Source organism: Shinella sp. 838, from assembly GCF_029623935.1.
Classification (GTDB): domain Bacteria; phylum Pseudomonadota; class Alphaproteobacteria; order Rhizobiales; family Rhizobiaceae; genus Shinella.
Genome location: NZ_JARSBQ010000008.1, coordinates 58,604 through 82,469 on the forward strand (window position 1 = coordinate 58,604; position 23,866 = coordinate 82,469).

A 23,866-nucleotide genomic window follows, 5' to 3' on the forward strand; every position below is an offset into this window, starting at 1 on the left:
CGTGGAGGGATGGATTGGGCAATTTGGCGCTTGAGCCGCTGGACCGGCCGGATGGGATGACGACGCATGAATATGCGCATCGGCGCCTGCGCCAGGCGATTATGGTCGGCTCGATCCGGCCGGGGGAATCGTTGACGATCCGCGGCATTGCCGAAGCGATGGAGAGTAGCCCGACGCCGGTGCGCGAGGCGCTGCGCCGCCTTTCGTCCGAAGGGGCGCTGCGCGTGCTCGACAACAGGCGCATCATGGTGCCGCGCATGACGGCGGACCGGTTCAGCGAGCTCGTCTCGCTGCGTTCCGTGCTGGAGCAGCACGCCGCGCGCAGGGCGGTACCGCATATCACCGAGCGCCGGATCGACCGGCTGGAAGAGATCGACAAGGCGCAGGATGAGGCGATCGGGCGCAAAGACAATGCGAACGCCCTGCTCCTGAACCAGGAATTCCATCGCACGCTCTACACCGCCAATCCCGAGCAGGTGATCATGCCGATGGTGGAGAGCATCTGGCTCCAGCTCGGCCCCTTCCTCGGTATCGCCATGGAACATGTCGCCCAGCTCTACTTCGTCGATCGCCACCAGGAGGCCATCGAGGCGCTGCGCAAGCGCGATGAGGATGCAGTGGCGGCGGCGATCAAGGCCGATATTTCCGAGGGCATCGGCGGTTTCGAGCGGGCGGCGATCGAGAACCTGTTGCGGCTGGCAGGCCAGTAGCCGGCGCTGCGGGTGCCTTGTCTTGCCGGGGCACGCATGCATTGATGTGCAAACGAAAGATCCTTGGGGCAGGCATATGAAGACGGATGTCATCGTTCTCGGCGCGGGTGTTGTGGGTATTTCGACCGCGATTCATCTGGCACGGCGCGGCAAGTCGGTGGTGCTCGTCGACCGGCGCGGGGCTGCGGAAGAGACCTCTTACGGCAATGCCGGCCTCATCCAGCGCGAGGGTGTTTTCCCTTACGGTTTCCCGCACGATTTCGGTGCGCTCTTCCGTTATGCGTTGAACAACACGATCGACGCGCACTACCATCCCTCGGCAATCCCCGGCATCATCCCGTTCCTTGCCCGCTACTGGTGGCATTCCGGTTTTCGCCAGCACCAGAGCATCGCCCATCTCTATGCACCGTTGATCGAGAACTCGATTTCCGAGCATGCCGACCTCATCGCGGCCTCGGGCGCTGAAGACCTCATCCGCAAGGACGGCTGGATGAAGGTGTTTCGCACCGAGAAGGAACGTGACAAGGCCTATGTGGATGCGGAAAAACTCTCCGCCAATTTCGGTGTCAACCACCAGAAGCTGACGACCCGGGAGGTCGCCGAGGCCGAGCCCTCCATTCGCGTGGAGCTCACCGGCGGCCTGCGCTGGACCGATCCCTGGTCGATCCTCGACCCGCAGAGCCTGCTGAAACGCTACCTTGCTTATTTCCAGTCGCTCGGCGGCGCGCTGAAGTCGGGTGATGCGGCGACCATCGAACATGTCCTTGAAGGCGAGGGCTGGCGCATCGCCACGCCGGAGGGACCGCTGGAAGGCAAAGAGGTCGTCGTCGCGCTGGGTCCCTGGGCCGATACGGTGACGCGCAAGCTCGGCTATCGCTTCCCGCTGGCGATGAAACGCGGCTATCACATGCACTACGGCACGGAAGACGGTGCGAAGCTCAACAATTGGGTGCTCGATGCTGAACGCGGCTATTTCCTCGCGCCGATGCAACGTGGCATCCGCCTGACGACCGGTGCCGAATTCGCCAAGCGCGACACGCGCAAGACACCGGTACAGCTTCGCAGGGCGGAAAAGGTGGCGCGCGAATTCTTCCCGCTCGCCGAGCGGCGCGACGAGGAGCCCTGGATGGGCGCCCGGCCTTGCACGCCGGACATGATGCCGATCATCGGCAAGGCGCCGCGCCATTCCGGCCTCTGGTTCGCCTTCGGCCATGCCCATCACGGCATGACGCTGGGCCCGATCACCGGCCGTGTGCTGGCGGAAAAGATGCTGGGCGAGCGCACGGTCATCAATATCGGGCCTTACCGACCGGAGCGGTTCATCGCCTGAGGCGGTTGCACGACGGATCCGCCGCAGTGCGGCGCTGAGGCGGCGCACCCGCCCTTGATCTGCCACAGCCCGTCACCCCGCCCTCCTTCGTCATCCTCGGGCTCGACCCGAGGATCCACGCATTACGGCGTAGCTTGAGTTTGTGGCATGGATCCTCGGCTCAAGGCCGACGATGACCGCGGAGAGGTGGAGAGCCTTGGTTGGGGTCGCCTGGTCCGATGTGGCATCCTATCGCCTGATCCGCGTCGACAGGATGATCGACGACAGTGTGCGTTCCACGCCGTCGATAGCGCCGATGCGGTCGATCAGGTGATCGAGTTCGGCGATCGACGTTGCCTCGACCACGGCAATCAGGTCGAAACTGCCGCTTACCGAATGTAGGGTGCGTACGGCCGAGATGGCGTGCAGTTCCGTGGTGATGCGCGCCAGCGTCTTCGGCGCGATGGTGATCAGTACATGCGCCTTCACCATGCCGCTCTCATAGGCGTCCGAAAGCTTGACGCCATAGCCGGCGATCACGCCGTCCCGCTCCAGCCGGTCGATTTTTGCCTGCACGGTCGTGCGTGATAGACCCAGTTTGCGGGCGATCGTGGCTGTCTGTTCGCGGGCGTTCTCGCTGAGGATGGCGAGAAGTTCGCGATCCTTGGCGCCTAGCGTCGAAATGCTCATTTTAACCGTCATTCTGCCGATACTGATGATTGATTATGCCGGATATGGCGCTTTAAATCGACTGTCTTCCCTCTCAAAATAAACGCATCAATTCATGCCGGAGGGAAATCACATGAAGGACATCGTCGTCATCGGCGCGGGCAAGATCGGCTCCACCATCGCCCGCATGCTGGCTCACAGCGGGGATTACCGCGTCACCGTCGCGGACCGTTCGGACGAGCAGCTTGCCGCCATCGAGCGCCACGATGCCGTTTCGACCGCCGTGGTCGATATCGCCGACGGCGCCGCGCTCCGCGCCCTGCTCGCCGGCAAGTTCGCCGTCCTCTCCGCTGCGCCCTATCATCTGACGGTCGCCATCGCGGAAGCCGCAGCAGACGCGGGCCTGCACTATCTCGACCTCACGGAAGACGTCGAATCCACCCGCCAGGTCAAGCGCATCGCGGAAAACGCCAAGACGGCCTTCATCCCGCAGTGCGGCCTTGCACCGGGTTTCATCTCCATCGTCGCCAACGATCTCGCCAGCCGTTTCGATTCGCTCGAAAGCGTGCGCATGCGCGTCGGCGCGCTGCCGCAGTACCCGTCCAACGCGCTCAACTATAACCTGACCTGGAGCACGGACGGCGTTATCAACGAATATATCGAGCCCTGCGAAGCCATCGTCGAAAGCGCGCTGATCGAGGTTCCGGCCCTCGAAGAGCGCGAGGAATTCTCGCTCGACGGCGTCACCTATGAAGCCTTCAACACCTCGGGCGGCCTCGGCACGCTCTGCGAGACGCTGAAGGGCAAGGTTCGCACGCTGAACTACAAGACGATCCGCTATCCCGGCCACGCCGCCATCATGAAGGCGCTCTTGAACGACCTGGGCCTGCGTCACCGCCGCGAAGTTTTGAAGGACATTTTCGAAAACGCCCTGCCGACCACCACGCAGGACGTCGTCATCATCTTCGTCACCGTCTCGGGTCGCAAGGGCGGTCGCCTGATTCAGGAAACCTACGCCAACAAGGTTTACAGCGCCCCGGTCGCCGGCGCCCTGCATTCGGCCATCCAAATCACCACGGCCGGCTCGATCTGCGCCGTGCTCGACATGCTCGCCGACGGGTCGCTGCGCGCCGAAGGTTTTGTTCGCCAGGAAGAAATCGCCCTCGACGCCTTCCTCGCCAACCGTTTCGGTCACTACTACGCCCAGGAGCACCACGGCGCCCGCGCCGCCTGATTTTTAAAGCCCATTAAACGCCCCGGCCAGAAGGCCGGGGCGTTTTCGCATCTGTGGCTCAGCCGCGGGGAAGTAGAGAACGCCACAAGGCGCGAACCCATAAAAATGGGGCCTCTTGCGAGGCCCCTTTTCTTTTGCCGATTTTTGCTTTGCCGCTCAGACGAGCCGGGCGCAGGCGTCTGCGATGCGCTTCAGCGCTTCCGCCAATTCGGCTTCCGACGTGGCGTAGGAGATGCGGAAATAGGGCGAGAGGCCGAAGGCCGAACCTGGAACGACGGCGACATGGGCGTCTTCGAGGAGATAGTCCGTGAAGTCGCTGTCTGCCTCGATGCTCTTGCCCCTGGGTGTCACCTTGCCGATCACGCCAGCGCAGCCGGCGAAGGTGTAGAAGGCACCCTCGGGCGTGCGGCAGGTGAGGCCGGGGATGGCGTTCAATGCGGAGACGACGAGATCGCGGCGGTGCTTGAAGCTCGCCTGGCGGTCCTTCAGAAACTCCTGCGGACCGTTCAGCGCCTCGACGGAGGCGGCCTGGCTGACGGAGGAGGGGCAGGAGGTCGCCTGGCTCTGGATCACCGCCATGGCCTTGATCAGCGCCTTCGGGCCACCGGCATAGCCGATGCGCCAGCCGGTCATGGCATAGGCCTTCGAGACGCCGTTGATGGTGAGCGCACGGCTCTTCAGCCGCGGTTCGATGGCAACGGGGGTGACGAACTTGAATCCATCGTAGACGATGTGTTCGTACATGTCGTCGACCATCAGCCAGACATGCGGGTGTTTCAGCAGCACGTCGAGCAGCGGGCGGTAGTCGGCTTCGCCATAAGCGGCGCCCGAGGGGTTCGAGGGCGAGTTGAACAGCACCCAGCGGGTCTTCGGCGTGATCGCTTTTTCGAGCTGCTCGGCCTTCAGGCGAAAACCGGCTTCGGCGTCGCAGGGGATCAGCACCGGCACGCCGCCACAGATCTCCACGATGTCGGAATAGGACGTCCAGTAGGGCGTCGGGATGATCACCTCATCGCCTGGATTGACCGTCGCCATGAAGGCGTTGAACAGGATCTGCTTGGCGCCTGTCGCGACGGTGACTTCGTCGAGCGCGTAGTCGACATTGTTTTCGCGGCGAAATTTTTCGGTGATCGCCTTTTTCAGCTCCGGCGTGCCGTCGAGCGCGGTGTACTTGGTGTCACCACGGTCGATGGCGGCCTTGGCGGCAGCCTTCACGTTGTCGGGCGTGTCGAAATCCGGCTCGCCCGCGCCGAGAATGATGATCGGCAGGCCGTCCTTCTTCATGGCAGAGGCGCGGGCGCCGATCTGCAGGATTTTGGAGACGCCGATGGCGGCGATGCGCGAGGCGGGCTGGAAGCCCGCCTCCTCGATTTTGCTAGCGACGGTCATGGCCGATTACTCGATATCGAAGGAGACGCCCTGGGCGAGCGGCAGGGCCTTCGAATAGTTCACCGTGTTGGTGGCGCGGCGCATGTAAGCCTTCCAGGCGTCGGAGCCGCTCTCGCGGCCGCCGCCGGTTTCCTTCTCGCCGCCGAAGGCGCCGCCGATTTCGGCGCCGGAGGTGCCGATGTTGACATTGGCGATGCCGCAATCCGAACCGTCGACCGACAGGAAGCGTTCGGCCTCCTGGACGTTCAGCGTGAAGATCGACGAGGAGAGGCCGGCGGCGACAGCGTTGTGGTCGTCAAGAACGGCGTCGAAGTCGGAGTACTTCATGACGTAGAGGATCGGCGCGAAGGTTTCTTCGAGAACCGGGCCGGCCTGCTTCGGCATTTCGACGATGGCCGGCTTGACATAGTAGGCCGTGTCCTTGCCGGCGTCGGCAACGCGCTCGCCACCAGTGACGGAACCGCCTTCGGCCTTGGCCGCTGCCAGTGCCTTCTGCATGCCGTCGAAAGCCTGCTTGTCGACGAGCGGGCCGACGAGGGCCGAGGTTTCCAGCGGGTTGCCGACGGAAACGCTGGTGTAGGCCTTCTTCAGGCGCGGCACGAGCTGGTCGTAGACGCTGTCATGCACGAAGAGGCGGCGCAGCGTCGTGCAGCGCTGGCCGGCGGTGCCCATCGCACCGAAGGCAATCGCGCGCAGCGCCATGTCGAGATCGGCCGAGGGGCAGACGATGCCGGCATTGTTGCCGCCGAGTTCGAGGATCGAGCGGGCGAAACGCTTGGCGAGACGCGGGCCGACTTCCTTGCCCATGCGGGTGGAGCCGGTGGCCGAGACGAGCGCGACCTTGTGGTTGTCGACGAGGGCTTCGCCGATGGTGCGGTCGCCGATGAGGACGATCGACAGGTTCGCCGGGGCATCGCCGAAGCGGGCAAGGGCCCGTTCGAAGATCGCCTGGCAGGCAAGCGCCGTCAGCGGGGTCTTTTCGGAGGGCTTCCAGACGATGGAATTGCCGGCGACGAGGGCGAGTGCGGCGTTCCACGACCAGACGGCGACCGGGAAGTTGAAGGCGGAGATGATGCCGACGACGCCGAGCGGGTGCCAGGTTTCCATCATGCGGTGGCCGGGGCGCTCGGTGGCGATGGTCAGGCCGTAGAGCTGGCGGGAGAGACCGACGGCGAAATCGCAGATGTCGATCATTTCCTGCACTTCGCCCAGGCCTTCCGAGGTGATCTTGCCGGCTTCGATGGAAACGAGGCGGCCGAGATCGGCCTTGGACGCGCGCAGTTCCTCGCCGAGCAGGCGAACGAGTTCGCCGCGCTTGGGTGCGGGCACGAGACGCCATGCCTTGAAGGCGTCGTGGGCGGCGTCGATCGCCTTGTTTGTGTCGGTGGCCGAGACGGTCTTCAGCTTGCCGATCTCCTCGCCGCTGACGGGGCTGTAGGAGGCCATGTCGCCGCCCTGCCAGGCGCTGCGGGCAACGCCGAGCTTGTCGAGAAGGGCTGCGGTTTCCTGTTTCACGTCGACGTTCGTCATGGGGTGTCTCCCTGTCGGTTTCTTAAAAGGTGATCGCGCCGAGCGGGCCCGGCGAGGTGATGGTTTTCAGTCCGGCCGCGAGCTCGCGGAGCTTTTCCGGGGTGTATCTGTCATAAAAAACCTGGTTCTTGCGGCCGATGGCGTGTTCCGCGCTGAAGCTGCCACCGAATTGCTCGACGGCGACGGTGAAGACCCATTCGCGCAAATCCGCTTCGAAATCGGGATCGGCGAGCCGAGGATCATCCTTCGCGACGACCAGATTGAAGTGCACGCCGCCGTCGCCGATATGGCCGAAGTCGCAGATCGTGACGTCCTCGAAATGGTCAGGCATGTCCGCCTTCATATGGGCGAGGAAGGGCATGATGTCACCCCGGCGGAAGGACAGATCGAAGGCGATCAATCGTCCACGATGCTTCACGCCTTCGGACAGCGCATGGCGCAGCGCCCAGATCTCGTGCGGCGGGCCGACGAAAGCGTCGGCGAGCGGCGCATCCTCGCGCTCCCAGATCGTGGCCAGCACCTCCTCCAGCACCGCATCAAGCGGCTGCTCGCCCTCGCGCGGCGGGCTTGAACGGGAGATCTCCGCAAGGATGACGAAGTCGGGCACCACGCCACCCTGGAAAGGGTTGCGCAGCGACGGCACATGGTCGAGCGCGGCGGCGACCGCGTTGCCGGACATGCCTTCGAAAGCCGAGAGGTAGCTGCCGAGCGCGTCTTCCATGGCGACGAGCAGCGTTGCCACCTGCTCTGCCGAGGCGGGCACGAGCAGGGCGGTGGCAGACTGTTTCGGTGCCGGTTCGAGGTTCAGCACGCATTCGGTGACGATGCCGAAAGCGCCCGACGTACCGATGAAAAGCTGCTTCCAGTCGACACCGGTGTTGTTCTTGCGCAGATCCGAAGACAGGTCGAGCACGGTGCCGGCCTCGTCGGCGAGCACCACCGTGAGGCCGAGAACGTTGCGGCGCACGTCGCCGTAGCGCAGGAAGCGCGAACCGCCGGTGTTCGTCGCGATCATGCCGCCAAGACGCGGGTCGGCGCCGAGGTCGATCGGAAAGAACAGGCCGCTCTCTTCGAGCCGGCCGTTGAGGTCGGAAAGGCGCAGACCCGCTCCGGCCGTGACGGAACGGTTTATCCGGTCGAGGTCGAAGGGCGCGTTCAGGCGGTCGAGGCTGAGCACACCCTGAAGGCCGCTACCGTCAGGCGTCGAGCCGGAGACGAGACCGGTATTGCCGGATTGCGGCACGAGGGCGATGGCGTTCCTCACGCAGTAGGAGACGACGGCAGAGGCCTCCGCCGTCGTGGCCGGACGCGCGACGAAAGCGGCGCGGCCCTTGTCATAGCGCGCGCCGGTCTCGTAGGCAGCCATGTCGGCTTCCTCGGTGAGAAGGCCCTTCTCGCCGGTGATGCCTTTCAGTACTTCGATATGGCGTGCCTCGATCATGCGTTCTTCCGTCACTCCGCAGCGGCAGCCATGTTGACGATGCCGAGGCACATTTCAAGCGACGCGCGCTGGATGGCGGCATAGTGCGCGAATTCGTCGAGCACGGCGGCGCCGAGATCGCGCTCGAACATCACCTGGTTCGGGCTTGCGACGAAGTCCTGGGTCGCGTCGTCGCCGAGGTTCGACTGGAAGATGCCTGCGGCACTGACCGGCAGGAAGTCCTCGTAGACGATCGGATCGAAGCGGATGAGGCCGGCTTCGATCGCCGTTTCGAGATCGGCGTTGCGGCCGGTGACGGCCTTGCCCTTCTGTGTCAGGGAGTAGGTGAAGTAGCCGAGGCCTGCCTTGCGGATGCCGTCCCAATCATCGGGAAAGGTCTTGAAGACGTCGGAGAGAGCGGCTTCGTATTCGTCAGCGTTAGAGCCGTCAGCGGCAGGACGTACGCGGGCGCGCGTCTCGGTCAGCAGCCCGTCATAGAGCGCGCGGCCCTTCGGCGTCAGCGCCACGCCGCGCTGCTCGATCTCGCCGAAGCGGGCCGTGTGGGAGCCTTCCTGCCAGGTGCCGTCGGCGCCGACGAAGGAGACGGCCTCTTCCAGGGCCTTGAACGAGGTCTGGCGCAGGAGGATCGGGCAGGTTCGGGTCGGCGGACCTTCGACTACGGCCTTAGGGGCGATGCCCTCTTCCGGCATGCGGGCCTGCACCTTGTCGATGTCGAGCGTGCGCGGCGTCAGGTGGTTGATGTGCGGACCCTTGAAGGAGACGACGTCGGCGATCAGACGATGCGCATCGTGCAGGCGCTTGTACATACCGGTGCTGACGATGGCCTGATCGTGCCAGCGGAAGGTTTCCAGCAGTTCGGTGACGAAGCGGGCGGCATCGGCCGCATCGAGGCCGCCGTCGCGTTCGGCCTTCTCGATGAACCTGACGGCTTCGTCGGTAAAGATCTTTCGCGCGGCGAGCACGTCGGCTGCTTCCTCGCGCAGTGTCTCGTCGGCGATGAGATCGAGGCGCAGCAGCGAGGTGAAGACGCGGAAGGGATTGCGGTTGAGGCTTTCCTCGCCGACCGGGCGGAAGGCGGTGGAATGCACCGGCACGCCCGCGGTGGAGAGATCGTAGTAGCCCACCGGATACATGCCCATGACGGCAAAGGCGCGGCGCATCATGGAAAGCTCTTCCGGCGTGCCGAGGCGGATGGCGCCGTGGCGTTCCTCGGAGATGCGCTCCAGCGTGTCCGTCGCCTCGAGACGCTCCTTGAGGACGGGGTCGGCGGCGAGCGTCTCGGCGTTCACATCGGCCACCAGCGCCATCAGCGTGCCATAGGCCGGAACCTCGGTGCGATACATGGCGGACATGGCGGTGGAGAAGTCCGCGCGGATCGTGTCGGCGGAAACGTGCGAATTTGCTTTCATGGCGAGTGATCTCATCTCGGTGTTGCGCAATTCCAGGAAAACCGCTTCACACTTTTCGTGGAATTGCTTTAGAAGGGTGGGAGGCCCTGATCATTCTCAAAACGGATCATACCGGATCGTTTCTTCCCGCGATTGCGACCGTTCTGACTATGTTGATGCGAGGAAAGAATGAAGCTCAGTCGAAGGCTGATCCCTGACGTCACCACGCTGCAAGCGTTCGAATGTGCTGCCCGTCATGGCAGCTTCACGCAGGCGGCCCATGAGCTGAACCTCACCCAGAGTGCCGTCAGCCGCCAGATCAAGGACCTCGAGGAACAGCTCGGCGTGCTGCTCTTCGAGCGTGTGCGCCAGCGCGTGGTGCTCTCCGACGACGGCCGCCGTTTCCTGCCGGAAGTACGCAAGCTGCTGCATCAGACGGAAGAGACCATGCTGCGCGCCATGGCGTCGGCCTCTTCCGAGCACAGCCTTTCCATCGCGACGCTGCCGACGTTCGGAAGCCGCTGGCTGACGCCGCGCATTCCGGGTTTTCTCGCGGAAAATCCGGGCACGATCGTCAACATCGCCTCGCGCTCGGCGCCATTCGATTTCGACGAGGAGAATTTCGACCTTGCGATCCACTACGGCCAGCCGGTCTGGGCGCGGGCGGCCTGCTCCTATCTGTGCAGCGAGGTCATCCTGCCCGCGGCGAGCCCGGAACTGGTAAAATCCTGGAACCTTGCCGAGCCGAAGGACCTGGAAAGAGCACCGCTCCTGCATCTTGCGACGCGGCCGAAGCTCTGGGCACAATGGTTCGAGCTGAACGGCGGCTCGGCGGATACGGCCTATCGCGGCCACCGCTTCGACCAGTTCTCCATGGTCATCGAAACGGCCGTCGCCGGGCTCGGCTTCGCGCTCCTGCCGTATTATCTGATCGAGCAGGAGCTGGCGAACGGCCGGCTTGCCGTCGTTTTCGACCGGCCGATGGAGACGGAGAACAGCTATTATCTCGTCGTGCCGGAGGGAAAGCTCGAAAACCCGCTGAGTCAGGCATTTCGCGCCTGGATCTCCAAGCAGGTCCCGGCGTAGGATTTCCGCGACCGATCATGCGGCGGGGGCATGACCCCGTTCTCATTTTTTGCTTTAGTCGTCGTGCCGCATGGCCGATTGTGCGGCGAGAAATCCTCCTCCTCCGGAAAAGACTGACGCCCATGCTCAACGATCCGCGCTCCCATGGCCTTTGGGAGATGACCGCTCCGCCCGCCCCCGAAACCGTTGCCTTTTCCGGCAAGGCGGAGGCGGATGTCGTCATCGTCGGCGGCGGGTATACCGGCTTTTCGGCGGCGCTGCATCTGGCCGAGCGCGGCACGCGGGTCATCCTGCTTGAAGGCGCGGAGATCGGCTATGGCGGGTCGGGCCGCAATGTCGGCCTCGTCAATGCGGGCATGTGGGTCATGCCGGACGAGTTGCCGGGCGTGCTCGGCGAGGTGCACGGCGGCCGGTTGCTGGAACTTCTCGGCAATGCGCCCCGTGCGGTGTTCGATCTCGTCGAAAAGCATGCCATCGACTGCGAGATCAATCCGGCGGGCACGCTGCATTGCGCCGTCGGAAAGGCGGGTCTCGACGAATTGAAGCAGCGCGCAGAGCAGTGGGCCCGTCGCGGCGCCCCGGTGCGCCTGCTGGATGCCGCCGAGACGGCGGCGAAGGTGGGCACCGAGGCTTATGCCGGCTCGCTTCTCGACATGCGCGCCGGCACGATCCAGCCGCTGGCCTATGCGCGCGGCCTTGCCCGTGCGGCGATTGCAGCGGGTGCCCAGGTCTTCACGGCAAGCCCGGTGACGGGCGCAGAGCGGACCGGAAAACGTTGGACGGTGAAGACCGCGCGCGGCTCCGTCACGGCGGACTGGGTGGTGGTTGCGACCAACGCCTATACGGTCGCGCCCTGGAACGAGGTGCGCACCGAGCTCGTGCATCTGCCCTACTTCAACTTCGCCACCGTTCCGCTTTCGCCCGAGATGCAGGCAAGGATCCTGCCGGAGCGCCAGGGCGCCTGGGACACGAAGGAAGTGCTCTCCTCCTTCCGCTTCGACAAGCGTGGCCGGCTGGTGTTTGGCAGTGTCGGGGCGCTGCGCGGCGCGGGTACAGGCATCCACAAGGCCTGGGCGCGGCGCGCGCTGAAAAAGCTCTTTCCCGCTATCGGCGACGTCGCTTTCGAGGCGGAATGGTACGGCAAGATCGGCATGACCACGGACAACCTGCCGCGCTTCCACCGCCTTGCCGACAGCGTCATCGGCTTTTCCGGCTACAACGGCCGCGGCATCGCGCCGGGCACTGTCTTCGGCCGCACGCTGGCGGAGCTCGTTTCCGGCGAGATCGCCGAACGGGACCTGCCGTTGCCGGTAAGCGAACCCGAAGCGCAGTCCTTCCGCTCGATGCGCGAGGGCTATTACGAACTCGGCGCGCAGATCGCCCATCTCGCCGGCGCCCGCTTCTGATTTCAGAGGAGAGAGCCCGCCTGTTTCCTGCGGAACAGCGGGCGGCGGGGCGATGTGCGATCTTCTGATCACCGGATGAGAGAGGCTCATCCTTACCAGAGATCAGGAGAGACCCCATGCGCAAGATCATCGTTTCCGCCACCGTTGCCCTCGTCGCCGCCGTCTCCTTCGCGGCCCCTTCGCAGGCCGGCTACTACAGCTACGGCTACGAGCCCTATTGCTTCATCAAGAAGGTGAAGTCCTACGACTACTACGGCAACGTCGTCATCAAGAAGATCAAGGTCTGCAAGTAAACATCGCCCAGACTGACCTCCCCAAAGACCCGGATGTTCCCTGCATCCGGGTCTTTTGCCGTGCTGCGGTCAGAGGCGCAGGCCCGGAATGGCGAGCGGGTTGTCGGAAAGCGCGGCGCGGTCCGGCCGGTCGATCCTGGGAGTGCCGGTAAACGCATCGAAGAGGTCGCGCACGAAGGCTTCCGGCAGGTCCTTGGTGATGAGCACCAGTCGTGTGCGGCGGTCCGCCGGGTCGGGCCAGGCGGAAAGGCGCTCCGGCGGATGAAAGACGCTCTGCACACCCTGCAGCACCAGCGGCCGCTCCGGCGTGTTCGACATCAGCACGATGCCCTTCATGCGCAGGAGCTTTTCTCCGTGCGCGGAGCGCAGCAGGTCGATGAACATTTCCAGCGCCATCGGATCGACCGGGCGGTCGTGCACGATGCTGAAGGAGCGGATCGTCGCGTCGTGGCGGGTCACGTCATGGGCGTGCTGGTGGTCGTGGTGGTGATGCCCGTGATCATGCCCATGGTGATGGTGCTCATGATCGTGGTGGTGCCCATGATCATGGTGGTCATGTGTTTCCTCTTGCAGCCAGCGGCGGACGTCAGGAATCTTGCTGCCGGGATCGTAAAGTCCATTGGCGAGGAGGGCGGGGCCGACGAGACCAGGCGTGTCGATATCCACGATGCTTGCCCGTGGATTGAGTGCGGCAATCTCCCGCTTCACCGCCTCTACCGTTGCGGCATCTGAAAGCGAGATCTTGCTGATCAGCACGCGGTCGGCGACGGCGATCTGCTTGACGGCTTCCGGATGGTTGGCGAGCGTCGACAGGCCGTTGACGGCATCGACCACTGTTATCACGCCGTCGAGGCTGAAGGACTGGCTGATCACGGGATTGCCCATGACGGATTGCAGCACCGGTGCTGGATCGGCAAGGCCGGTGGTCTCGATCACCACACGCTTCAGCGGCTGGATCTTGCCCGTCTGCATGCGATCCATCAGGTCGGCGAGCGTATCGACCAGTTCGCCGCGGATGGTGCAGCACAGGCACCCGTCGGAAAGCTCGATGACGCCGTCGCTCGACTGTTCGACGAGCAGATGGTCGATGCCGACCTCGCCGAATTCGTTGATGATGACGGCCGTGTCCGTGAGTGTCGGATCCTTCAGCAGGCGGTTGAGCAGGGTCGTCTTGCCCGCGCCCAGAAATCCGGTCAACACGGAAACCGGCACGCGCCGCTCAGCAAGGGTCATGGTCTTTCCAATCAAATGGGGCCAATCAAACGGGCCAGTCAAAAGGGGCCGTTCAGAAGGTCGTGGGACGCGGAATCGGGATCGGCACATTGGCAAGGCCGCCGGTATCGCCGACGGCGACCTGCTCGTTGCCGGCAGGCTTCGCCGTGTCGCCGCCCATGAGGCCGGCAAAGACCAGCTTCAGCGGCCGGTTGAGCTCATGGATGTAGGGTGACACGAGCTTCTGGCGTCCGGCCTCGTCACGGCCTTCGCTGCGCACCTTGGCTGCGTGCTTCGAGCAGATTTCCTGCGACACGTCGGTGACGATGTCGCGAGTCTCGCCATAGGGGCGAAGCTGGCCGAGCGTCGGTACATTGCCCGCCCGCATCGTCAGGCCCTTTTCCAGCATGCCGGCGGAAATGTCCGCCCGTGCGCCGAGGCTGTCGGAGCCGAGCACGACGGAGACGACGCTGCGGCCGTTGCGGGTGGCCGAAGACACCTGGTTGAAGCCGGAGGCGCAGATGAAGCCGGTCTTCATGCCGTCAGCGCCGTCAAACCGGCCGATCAGCATGTTGAAATTCGGATACTGCTTCTTGCCGGTAGTGAAGCCTTCCAGCGCGAAATAAGGGGCGTATTGCGGGAATTCTCGCTTCAGCGTTACCGCAAGGACCGCAAGGTCGCGTGCCGTCGTGTACTGGCCCTTGCCGGGCAGGCCGTTGGGATTGATGAAGCGCGAGGAGCTCATGCCGATGCGGGCCGCCTCTGCGTTCATGCGGTCGACGAAGGCCTGCTCGGAGCCGGAGATCGTCTCGCCGATGGCGACGGAAACGTCGTTGGCCGACTTGACGAGGATGATCTTCAGCGCGCTGTCGAGCGTCATCTTCTGACCGGGCTTGAAGTACATCTTGCTCGGCGGCTCGGCGGCGGCATGCTTGCTCATGACGACCGGGCTTTCCAGCGTCAGCTCGCCGGCCTTGACGGCGCGGAACACGGTATAGGCCGTCATCAGCTTGGTCAGCGAGGCCGGATACCAACGCTGGAAGGCATCCTCATGCTCGATGACCTTCAGCGTGTTGACATCCACCAGGATGCGCGGGGCGGCGCTTGCCGCGTTCGCCAGAAGGGAGGCTGCGAGCAGCAGGCAGGAGCCCAATAGCCATGCGCTCCGGCGCGTCGTTCGTCCGTTCATCTGCAAGGGTCTCACCTCGAAATCGGGAGTTGTCTCGAACCGTCGCCCTATTTAACCTATATGGCACCGTGATGGCAAAGCCATCGAATGCAGTTGGCCGCTTTCGCGGCCGAAATGACAGGAAGTGTTGCATGCCCATCCTCAACCGCGCCGCAGAGATGCAGGATGAAATCACCGAATGGCGCAGGCACATCCACCGGGAGCCGGAAATCCTCTTCGCGGTGGAGAAGACCGCCGCCTTTGTCGCTGAAAAGCTGCGTGAATTCGGCGTCGACGAAATCGTGACCGGCATCGGCCGCACCGGCGTCGTCGGCCTTATCCGCGGCAAGGCTGCGGGGCGCACCATCGGCCTTCGTGCCGACATGGATGCCCTGCCCATCGAGGAGACGAGCGGAAAGCCCTGGGCCTCGACCGTCAGGGGCAAGATGCATGCCTGCGGCCATGACGGGCACACGGCCATGCTGCTCGGCGCGGCGAAGTATCTCGCCGAGACGCGCAGTTTCTCCGGCAATGTCGCGGTCATCTTCCAGCCGGCCGAAGAGGGTGGCGGCGGCGGCAACGAGATGGTCAAGGACGGCATGATGGAGCGTTTCGGCATTGCCGAAGTCTACGGCATGCACAATCTGCCCGGCATGCCGGTCGGCTCCTTCGGCACGCGCCCCGGCCCGATCATGGCAGCGACCGACGAGTTCAACATCACGGTGAAGGGTCGCGGCGGCCATGCCGCCCTGCCGCACAAGACGGTCGATCCGATTGTCATCGGTGCGCAGGTGGTTTCCGCGCTGCAGACCATCGTCTCGCGTGTCGCCGATCCGATAGCCTCCCTCGTCGTCTCTGTTACCAAGTTCAACGCCGGTTTCGCCCACAACGTCATCCCGGAGACGGCGCAGCTTGCCGGTACGGTGCGCACCCTGAGCGCCGAGATGCGCCAGGAGACCGAAGCCCGGATCCGCCAGATCTGCAGCGGCCTTGCTGCCGCGCATGGTGCCGAGATCACGGTCGGCTACCACCGCAACTACCCCGTCACGGCCAATCATCCCGACGAGACCGACCATGCCGTTGCCGTCGCGCGCGAAATCGCCGGCGAGGCTGCGGTCGATCCCGCGCTGGACCCGATGATGGGCGGCGAGGATTTTTCCTACATGCTGCTCGCCCGCCCCGGTGCCTTCGTCTTCCTCGGCAACGGCGACAGCGCGGGCCTGCATCACCCTGCCTACGATTTCAACGACGACGCGATACCCCATGGCGTGAGCTATTGGGTCAAGCTTGCCGAAAGCCGCCTCGCCGCCTGAAAATCGCTTGGCTAAAAGCCCCGGCTTTTGTATGGGTTCAGTCAGTGGTCCCGTAGCTCAGCAGGATAGAGCACCAGATTCCTAATCTGGGGGTCCCGCGTTCGAATCGCGGCGGGATCACCATTGCCTTGATGCTCCTGCCGTCACTTCCGACAAGTATCCGGATACTGCTCTCCGCACGCGGACCTGCATGCAAATCCGGACATGGTCGCTGGCGGCATCGAATGAGAATTTCGACGCTCCACTCGACGATTACGATCAAAAATTGCAGCTTGGAGTAGGGGGCCGGGAGGAGATATGAAGAACCGGCAGAACGAGAAAGCTAAGCTGACCGCGCGCTATCTCAATGGCATTGCCATCGCGGTTGCTTTGGCGGGGCCTTGACGCCCACCCTGGCAGGGATTCAGGAAAATCCGGGTCCGATAAACTGGATGACCGCTGGTATCGTGGCGATCTGCATGGTCGTTTCGGTGTCGTTCCACGCAATGGCGCGTCGGGCGTTGAGTTACCTGCTGGACTGGGTCTGGCCCAAGCATTGCGGGCCATCGCCCCGATTGGGAGGGATCAGACGTCCTCCTTCTCGCGCTCCGGCGTGACGACGCGCGGCTTGGGGCGAATGGAGGGGATGGCGGAGGGTTTGGTGACGACCTTCGGCTGCGGGGCTTTCAGGCCGAGCATGCTGCGGATCCGGTCGCTGACCAGGGGGCGGAAGCGGGTGGCGCGGAAGGGCATGTCGTCGGCCCCGTAGCCTTCCGGGCCGTCGTCCTTGCCGCGGTAGAGTTCGACCAGCTTGATGCCGTAGAAATCGCCATCGACATAGTGGCGGTAGTGGCCGGTCCAGCGGACCGTATAGACCTGCCCTTTGCGGATGCCCTGGTCGATCGAGACATTCTTGAAGCGGTCGTTGATGCAGACGACCTTCTGGCCGACACGGAACGTGGGCATGCGATGGTCCCCTCCAGTGACCGGCCGGATCAGCCGGTCTTGCGGCAGTTGACGCCTGGTGCGTTCTCGCCCTTGGTCAGGTCGTAGAGCGTCGCCTCGTCGCCCTTCGTCCACCATTCATACTGGCCGCCGGCATATTTGGCGCCGGAGGCGGACAGGACGTTGGCGGCGATGACCGTCTCTTCGCCGATCTTCAGCACGGCAAGCGAATTCGTACCGGCATTGATATATTCGACGACGACGCGCTGCTCGGCGTCGCACTGGTAGTTGATCGTCTCGCGCGCCACGCTCTGTTCGGGTCCCGGCAGGCGGATGACGATGTCGGTGTTGTTCTTGAGGCCGGCAAGGCGGATCGCCGGGGCGCCTTCCTTGCCCGTCAGGTGCAGGATGCCGTTTTCGAGCTTCCACGAGGTGACGGTGCCGAGCGCGTCGAAGAATTTCTGTTCCTGGTCCATGATGGCCGGCGCGCACATTTTGCGCGTCGCGGCAGCGGGGGCAAAGGCGATGTTGCCGTTCTGCACCTTCAGCTTGCCACGATAGGTGTTGCAGCCGCCATTGCCGCCATAGGAGCCGTCCGGCTTGATCTCCAGCGTCGTCTGCAGGTCGTCGATGACACCATTGCCGCCGATATCCTCGGCAAGCCAGGTGCCGCCGAGACCACCCGGGACCGGCTCGTCGGCATAGGCCGGAGCTGCCGCCATGAAGGCGAGGCAGGCGAGGGTCCATACTCTCAGGCGTCGGTACACAGATTTCTCCAATCGCGTCAGGGCGGAAGACCGCTTTGCCGGGACGTTATGGCCGTCCGGGTGAAAAGGTCAAGCCGCGGGTTTGCGAAGACTGGCGCAGCCTTCGCTTTACAGCATTTCCATGACTTGTTGCAGGCGTCTTTCGCCTGTAGAGCCTTTTGTCGATAACAAGAAAATCGCGGACTTCACCATGGCTCCCGACGCGCGGCAAAAGCGCCGTATCACCATTCTCGGCTCGACAGGCTCCATCGGCACCAGCACGCTCGACGTGGTGCGCCAGCTCGGCGGGCAGGATCGCTACGAGGTGCTGGCGCTGACCGGCAACGGCAATGTCGACCTCCTCGCGGCGCAGGCGAAGGACTGCGGGGCGAAGATGGCGGTGACGGCGGACGAAAGCCGCTACAGTGCGTTGAAGGAAGCCCTTGCCGGCAGCGGTATCGAGGCGGCGGCGGGGCGAGCGGCGCTGCTGGAGGCAGCCTCCGGCGAGGCCGACTGGGTGATGGCGGCGATCGTCGGCACGGCAGGCCTTGCGCCGACGCTGGCTGCAGCAAGGAAGGGTGCGGACATCGCGCTTGCCAACAAGGAGTGCCTCGTGTCGGCGGGCGACCTCTTCGTCCGGGCCGTCGCCGAGGGCGGCGGGCGGCTGATCCCCGTCGACAGCGAACACAGCGCGATCTTCCAGGCGCTGGAGGACGACCAGCGTCATGCGGTCGAGCGGATCGTCCTGACGGCTTCCGGCGGACCGTTCCGCACCTGGAGCCGGGCGCAGATGGCCGATGTCACCGCCGATATCGCCCGCGCCCACCCCAACTGGTCGATGGGGCTGAAAATCTCGATCGGCAGCGCCTCCATGTTCAACAAGGCGCTGGAGATGATCGAGGCGAAGCACCTCTTCGACGTCAGACCGGAGCAGATCGAGGTGGTGGTGCATCCGCAGTCGATCATCCATTCGATGGTCGGTTATGTCGATGGATCGGTGCTGGCGCAGCTTGGCGCGCCGGACATGCGCACGGCGATCGGCTACGCGTTGACCTATCCCGAGCGTTCGCCGCTCAATGTCGACCGGCTGGATTTCGCAAAGCTGTCGCGGCTCGATTTCGAGGCGCCGGATGAAGAGCGCTTCCCGGCGCTGCGGCTGGCCCGCACGGCGCTGACGCGCGGCGGCCTGCAGGGTGCGGTGATGAATGCGGCCGAGGAGGTGGCGTTCCACGCCTTTGTCGGCGGGCGCATCGGCTTCCTTGCCATGGCCGATATTGCCGAGGCGGTGATGGACAGGCTCACCCATCTGCCGCCGGCCGCGTCCATGGACGATGTCTTTGCCGCGGACGAAGAAGCCCGGCGGGTGGCCGCCGGGCTCATCGGATAGTCCTGGCTTACGCCACGCTGTCAGGCGACGGCGCGGGCGAGCGCACAGCGCGACCAGAGCGAATGCAGGGCGCTTACAAGATGCTCGATATCGGCATCCGTGTGCAGCGGGGTCGGCGTGATGCGCAGGCGTTCGGTCTTCTTCGGCACCGTCGGGTAGTTGATCGGCTGGACATAGATGCCGAAATTGTCGAGCAGCAGGTCCGAGATCCACTTGCACTTGGCCGCGTCGCCCACCATGACCGGCACGATATGGCTCGGATTGGGCATGTGCGGGATGCCGTTGCGGTCGAGCAGGCTGCGCAGCTTGCGCACGCGCTCCTGGTGGGCAAAGCGCTCGACCTGGCTTTCCTTGAGATGGCGGATGGCAGCAGCCGCGCCGGCGGCGATCGTCGGCGGCAGCGAGGTCGTGAAGATGAAGCCGGAGGCGAAGGAGCGCACAAAGTCGCAGAGCGCCGCCGAGCCGGCGATGTAGCCGCCCATGACGCCGAAGGCCTTGCCGAGCGTGCCCTCGATGAGAGTGAGGCGGTGCATGAGGCCGTCGCGTTCGGCAATGCCGCCGCCGCGTGGGCCGTACATGCCGACGGCGTGCACTTCGTCGAGATAGGTCATCGCGCCATATTTGTCGGCGAGGTCGCAGATCTCCCTGATGGGGGCGATATCGCCATCCATGGAGTAGACCGATTCAAAGGCGATCAGCTTCGGCGCCTTCGGGTCGGCGGCGGCAAGCTTGGCTTCGAGATCCTTGAGGTCGTTGTGCTTCCAGATCACCCGCTCGCATTTCGAGTGGCGGATGCCTTCGATCATCGAGGCGTGGTTTCCGGCATCGGAAAAACAGATGATGCCGGGGATCTTGGAACAGAGCGTGCCGAGCGCGGCCCAGTTGGACACATAGCCCGAGGTGAAGAGAAGCGCCGATTCCTTGCCATGCAGGTCGGCGAGCTCGCGTTCGAGGAGGACGTGGTAGTGGTTGGTGCCGGAGATGTTGCGGGTGCCGCCGGCACCGGCGCCACAGTGATCGATGGCGAGCTTCATCGCCTCGGTCACCTTGGGGTGCTGGCCCATGCCGAGATAGTCGTTCGAGCACCAGACCGTGACGTCCTGCGGGCCGTTCGCCGTATGGCGGGTCGCTTTCGGGAAGTTGCCCTTCTGGCGTTCCAGGTCGGCGAAAACGCGGTAGCGGCCTTCCTGATGCAGGCCGTCCAGCTCGTTCTTGAAGTAGGTCTCGAAGTCCATCCAGAGTCTCCTGTCCGGCGGGAACCCGGACATCATCGTCGTTGGCGGTCGTTCAATCGGCTATATCAGGCGCCCGTTTCTCGCAACGGGATGCGCTGCGGCAAATCGGCGCCACCTTTGAACCATTCCAATGTATCATAGGCCCCCAAAGGCCATTTCCTGTTGATGCATGTCAAGTCTGCATGAAAAAAGGACGGCCTCAACCGTCCTTTTAATCGAACAGTTTCACGTTTTTCGAGGGGTCAGGCGGCGGCGACGGCGCGCTTGGCCATGACCTTCACGAGATTGGCGCGGTATTCCGCGCTGCCGTGGATGTCCGAGAGCAGCTCGCCGGCATCGACGGTCATGCTTGCTGCGGCATCGGGCGACCAGTTGGCGGACAGCGCCGCTTCCAGCCCGGCATGGCGGAAGACGCCGTTGGAGCCGGCACCCGTCACCGCCACCCGCACGCCGCCATCCCCCGCCTTTGCCACGAAAACGCCGGCCATGGCGTAGCGCGAGGCCGGGTTTGGAAATTTGGAATAGGCGGCTCTTGCCGGTGCGTCGAAGGTCACGGCCACGACGATCTCACCGTCTTCCAGTGCGGTCTCGAAGAGGCCGGTGAAGAAGTCGTCGGCGGGGATCTCCCTGGCATTGGTGACGATCGTCGCACCCAGCGCCAGCATGGCGGAGGGATAATCGGCGGCGGGGTCGTTGTTGGCGATGGAACCGCCGATCGTGCCCATATGCCGCACATGCGGGTCGCCGATATGGGAGGCGAGCTGGCAGATCGCCGGGCAGACGGCTTTCAACTCCGCCGAGGTCGAGACCTCGTAGTGCGTCGTGCCGGCGCCGATCCTCACCCGGCCGCCGTTGACGGAAATCCCCTTGAGGTCGGCTATGTGACGCAGATCGACGAGGTCGGACGGTGCCGTCAGCCGCTGCTTCATGGTGGGGATGAGCGTCATGCCGCCGGAGACGTACTTCGCCTCGTCGGAGGACGACTGCAGCTTGACGGCCTCGGCGACCGAGGAGGCGCGATGGTAATTCGTGGCGTACATGGCTTCCTCCGTCAGTTGCCGGCTGCCAGCGCCGCTGCCCAGACCTTCTGGGGCGTTGCCGGCATGGTGAGGTCGTTGTTGCCGATGGCGTCGGTGATGGCGTTCATCAGCGCCGGCGGCGAGCCGATGGCGCCGGCCTCGCCGCAGCCTTTGATGCCGAGCGGATTGTTCGGGCAGGGCGTCACCTGGTGGGAGACCTGGAAAGAGGGCAGATCGTCGGCGCGTGGCATGGTGTAGTCCATGTAGCTCGCCGTCAGCAGCTGGCCCGTCTCCGGATCGTAATGCACGCCTTCGAGCAGGGCCTGGCCGATGCCCTGGGCGATGCCGCCATGCACCTGGCCCTCGACGATCATCGGATTGATGATGTTGCCGAAATCGTCGGCGGCAACGAACTGGATGATCCTGGTCTTGCCGGTTTCCGGATCGACCTCGACCTCCGCGATGTAGCAGCCGGCGGGGAAGGTGAAGTTGGACGGATCGTAGAAGGCGCCTTCCTTCAGGCCCGGCTCCATGCCGGAGGGCAGGTTGTGCGCGGTATACGCGGCAAGGGCCATCTGGAACCACGGCACCGACTTGTCCGTGCCGGCGACCTTCAGCGCGCCGTTCTCGATGACGATATCGCTCTCGTCAGCCTCCATCAGGTGGGCGGCGATCTTCTTGGCCTTGGCCTCCACCTTGTCGAGCGCCTTGACGACGGCGGACATGCCGACGGCGCCGGAGCGCGAGCCGTAGGTACCCATGCCCATCTGCACCTTGTCGGTGTCGCCGTGCACGATGGAGACGCTGTCGATCGGCACACCGAAGCGCTCGGCGACGAGCTGGGCGAAGGTCGTCTCATGGCCCTGGCCGTGGCTGTGCGAACCAGTCAGCACCTCGATCGTGCCGACGGCGTTGACGCGCACCTCGGCCGATTCCCAGAGGCCGACGCCGGCCCCGAGCGAACCGACCGCTGCCGACGGGGCGATGCCGCAGGCCTCGATGTAGCAGCTCATGCCGATGCCGCGCTTCATGCCACGGCTTGCGGCCTCCGCCTTGCGGGCCGGAAAGCCGTTCCAGTCGGCCGCCGCCATGGCGGCCTCGAGCGAGGCTTCGTAGTCGCCGGCATCGTAGTTCATGATGACGGGCGTCTGGTGGGGGAAGGAGCGGATGAAGTTGATGCGGCGAAGCTCTGCCGGCGAAACGCCGAGTTCGCGCGCCGCTGTCTCCATGGTGCGCTCGAGCAGGTAGGTGGCTTCCGGTCGTCCGGCGCCGCGATAGGCGTCGACGGCGACCGTGTTGGTATAGACCGCGCGCACATTGGCGTGGATCGCCGGGAAATCATACTGTCCGGAGAGCAGGGTTGCGTAGAGATAGGTCGGCACGGCCGAGGAGAAGAGCGACATGTAGGCGCCGAAATTGGCGATGGTATCGACCTTTAGCGCCGTGACGCGGTTGTTCGCATCGAAGGCCATCTTGACGGTCGAGACGTGATCGCGGCCATGCGCATCCGTCAGGAAGGCCTCGGTGCGGTCGCTCGTCCATTTTACCGGCACGCCCGAGCGCTTCGAGGCCCACAGACAGACGATCTCTTCCGGATAGATGTAGATCTTCGAGCCGAAACCGCCGCCGACGTCGGGCGCGATGACGCGCAGCTTGTTTTCCGGCGCCACATTGTAGAAGGCGCTCATGACGAGACGCGCGACATGCGGGTTCTGGCTCGTCGTGTAGCAGGTGTAGTGGTCCTCGGCCGAATCGTAGATGCCGAGCGCAGCGCGCGGCTCCATCGGGTTCGGGGCAAGCCGGTTGTTGACGATCTTCATCTCCGTGACATGGGCGGCCGCGGCGATGGCCGCGTCGGTGGCGGCGCTGTCGCCGATCTCCCAGTCATAGATGAGGTTGCCGGGGGCTTCCGGATGGAGCTGCGGCTGGCCGGCTTCCAGCGCCTTCACCGCATCGGTGACGGCCGGCAGCACCTCGTAGTCGACCACCACGGCCTCGGCCGCATCGCGTGCCTCGCCCACACTGTCGGCGACAACGACGGCGACGGCATCGCCGACATAGCGCACCGTCTCGTGCGCGATCGGCCGCCAGGCGCCCATCTTCATCGGCGAACCGTCCTTGGAATGGATCATCCAGCCGCAGATCAGATTGCCGATGCCGTCGTCGAGCATCTGCTTGCCGTTAAGCACGGCGATGACGCCGGGCATGTCCGCCGCCGCTGCCGTATCGATGCTCTTGATCTTCGCGTGTGCATGCGGCGAGCGCACGAAGGCCGCATAACGCATGCCCGGCACGGACATGTCGTCCGTGTAGCGGCCCTGGCCCATGAGAAACCGCTTGTCTTCCTTTCGCGCGACGCGCGCGCCGATGCCTTCGACACCCATCTTCATCTCCTCCAGAGAAATGA

20 protein-coding genes and 1 tRNA gene are annotated in these 23,866 nt (G+C 64.4%); 9 read left to right on the plus strand and 12 right to left on the minus strand.

The window, feature by feature from the left end; all coding sequences use genetic code 11:
* The first annotated feature begins 56 nt into the window (after window positions 1-56).
* Both P9A16_RS21965 and P9A16_RS21970 read left to right on the plus strand, forming a co-directional pair.
* Entirely contained in the window at window positions 57-710 is a 654-nt protein-coding gene (locus P9A16_RS21965) for a GntR family transcriptional regulator (protein ID WP_050746122.1), read from the plus strand.
* Window positions 711-786: 76 nt separating this feature from the next.
* Entirely contained in the window at window positions 787-2,040 is a 1,254-nt protein-coding gene (locus tag P9A16_RS21970) for an NAD(P)/FAD-dependent oxidoreductase (protein WP_023516828.1), read from the plus strand.
* Between the two features lie 228 nt (window positions 2,041-2,268).
* Here P9A16_RS21970 and P9A16_RS21975 read toward each other — a convergent pair whose 3' ends face one another.
* Window positions 2,269-2,709, minus strand: a complete 441-nt coding sequence (locus P9A16_RS21975) for an Lrp/AsnC family transcriptional regulator (protein ID WP_165909364.1) — start codon at window positions 2,707-2,709, stop codon at window positions 2,269-2,271.
* 112 nt (window positions 2,710-2,821) lie between these two features.
* Here P9A16_RS21975 and P9A16_RS21980 point away from each other — a divergent pair, with 112 nt between their 5' ends.
* Entirely contained in the window at window positions 2,822-3,922 is a 1,101-nt protein-coding gene (locus P9A16_RS21980; protein WP_023517112.1) for a saccharopine dehydrogenase family protein, read from the plus strand.
* Between the two features lie 156 nt (window positions 3,923-4,078).
* Here P9A16_RS21980 and P9A16_RS21985 read toward each other — a convergent pair whose 3' ends face one another.
* From P9A16_RS21985 to hglS, 4 genes are read right to left on the minus strand one after another with little or no spacing between them, the layout of a single operon-like run.
* Window positions 4,079-5,311 (minus strand): pyridoxal phosphate-dependent aminotransferase, encoded by a 1,233-nt coding sequence (locus tag P9A16_RS21985; protein ID WP_023517111.1) that lies wholly within the window; start codon window positions 5,309-5,311, stop codon window positions 4,079-4,081.
* 6 nt (window positions 5,312-5,317) lie between these two features.
* Window positions 5,318-6,841: an L-piperidine-6-carboxylate dehydrogenase gene (amaB, locus tag P9A16_RS21990; protein WP_023517110.1), complete on the minus strand. Its 1,524-nt coding sequence runs from the start codon at window positions 6,839-6,841 to the stop codon at window positions 5,318-5,320.
* 22 nt (window positions 6,842-6,863) lie between these two features.
* A complete protein-coding gene (locus tag P9A16_RS21995; protein ID WP_023517109.1) occupies window positions 6,864-8,282 on the minus strand; it encodes an FAD-binding oxidoreductase in 1,419 nt (472 codons plus the stop codon).
* A gap of 11 nt (window positions 8,283-8,293) precedes the next feature.
* Window positions 8,294-9,691 (minus strand): 2-oxoadipate dioxygenase/decarboxylase HglS, encoded by a 1,398-nt coding sequence (gene hglS / locus P9A16_RS22000; protein WP_023517108.1) that lies wholly within the window; start codon window positions 9,689-9,691, stop codon window positions 8,294-8,296.
* A 168-nt stretch (window positions 9,692-9,859) separates the two neighbouring features.
* On the opposite strand from hglS, the gene P9A16_RS22005 reads away from it, so the two are divergent.
* From P9A16_RS22005 to P9A16_RS22015, 3 genes are all read left to right on the plus strand, one after another.
* Window positions 9,860-10,756 (plus strand): LysR substrate-binding domain-containing protein, encoded by an 897-nt coding sequence (locus tag P9A16_RS22005; protein WP_024271269.1) that lies wholly within the window; start codon window positions 9,860-9,862, stop codon window positions 10,754-10,756.
* Window positions 10,757-10,878: 122 nt separating this feature from the next.
* Window positions 10,879-12,162, plus strand: a complete 1,284-nt coding sequence (locus tag P9A16_RS22010; protein ID WP_023516265.1) for an NAD(P)/FAD-dependent oxidoreductase — start codon at window positions 10,879-10,881, stop codon at window positions 12,160-12,162.
* Between the two features lie 116 nt (window positions 12,163-12,278).
* Window positions 12,279-12,455 (plus strand): hypothetical protein, encoded by a 177-nt coding sequence (locus tag P9A16_RS22015; protein WP_024270203.1) that lies wholly within the window; start codon window positions 12,279-12,281, stop codon window positions 12,453-12,455.
* Window positions 12,456-12,524: 69 nt separating this feature from the next.
* On the opposite strand, the gene P9A16_RS22020 is transcribed toward P9A16_RS22015, so the two are convergent.
* Window positions 12,525-13,688 carry a CobW family GTP-binding protein gene (locus P9A16_RS22020; RefSeq protein WP_023516991.1) on the minus strand — a complete coding sequence of 388 codons (1,164 nt, stop codon included), beginning with the start codon at window positions 13,686-13,688 and terminating at the stop codon, window positions 12,525-12,527.
* 52 nt (window positions 13,689-13,740) lie between these two features.
* Entirely contained in the window at window positions 13,741-14,856 is a 1,116-nt protein-coding gene (locus tag P9A16_RS22025) for a D-alanyl-D-alanine carboxypeptidase family protein (protein ID WP_023516992.1), read from the minus strand.
* 131 nt (window positions 14,857-14,987) lie between these two features.
* Here P9A16_RS22025 and P9A16_RS22030 point away from each other — a divergent pair, with 131 nt between their 5' ends.
* Window positions 14,988-16,148, plus strand: a complete 1,161-nt coding sequence (locus tag P9A16_RS22030; protein ID WP_023516354.1) for a M20 aminoacylase family protein — start codon at window positions 14,988-14,990, stop codon at window positions 16,146-16,148.
* A gap of 46 nt (window positions 16,149-16,194) precedes the next feature.
* Window positions 16,195-16,271 (plus strand) — tRNA-Arg (locus tag P9A16_RS22035).
* Window positions 16,272-16,712: 441 nt separating this feature from the next.
* On the opposite strand, the gene P9A16_RS22040 is transcribed toward P9A16_RS22035, so the two are convergent.
* Both P9A16_RS22040 and P9A16_RS22045 read right to left on the minus strand, forming a co-directional pair.
* A complete protein-coding gene (locus tag P9A16_RS22040) occupies window positions 16,713-17,093 on the minus strand; it encodes a hypothetical protein (protein ID WP_023512680.1) in 381 nt (126 codons plus the stop codon).
* Between the two features lie 29 nt (window positions 17,094-17,122).
* Entirely contained in the window at window positions 17,123-17,839 is a 717-nt protein-coding gene (locus P9A16_RS22045) for an META domain-containing protein (protein ID WP_023512681.1), read from the minus strand.
* Window positions 17,840-18,029: 190 nt separating this feature from the next.
* Between P9A16_RS22045 and dxr the strand changes: the two genes are divergently transcribed.
* Window positions 18,030-19,205, plus strand: a complete 1,176-nt coding sequence (gene dxr / locus P9A16_RS22050) for a 1-deoxy-D-xylulose-5-phosphate reductoisomerase (RefSeq protein ID WP_024271106.1) — start codon at window positions 18,030-18,032, stop codon at window positions 19,203-19,205.
* A gap of 20 nt (window positions 19,206-19,225) precedes the next feature.
* Here the strand turns inward: dxr and hemA are convergent, their stop codons facing one another.
* The 3 genes from hemA to P9A16_RS22065 form a co-directional block, all read right to left on the minus strand.
* Window positions 19,226-20,440, minus strand: a complete 1,215-nt coding sequence (gene hemA / locus P9A16_RS22055) for a 5-aminolevulinate synthase (RefSeq protein ID WP_023512683.1) — start codon at window positions 20,438-20,440, stop codon at window positions 19,226-19,228.
* A 242-nt stretch (window positions 20,441-20,682) separates the two neighbouring features.
* Window positions 20,683-21,480, minus strand: coding sequence for an FAD binding domain-containing protein (locus tag P9A16_RS22060; RefSeq protein ID WP_023512684.1), 798 nt, complete (start codon window positions 21,478-21,480; stop codon window positions 20,683-20,685).
* Between the two features lie 11 nt (window positions 21,481-21,491).
* Window positions 21,492-23,843, minus strand: coding sequence for a xanthine dehydrogenase family protein molybdopterin-binding subunit (locus P9A16_RS22065; RefSeq protein ID WP_130517116.1), 2,352 nt, complete (start codon window positions 23,841-23,843; stop codon window positions 21,492-21,494).
* Window positions 23,844-23,866: the final 23 nt, after the last annotated feature.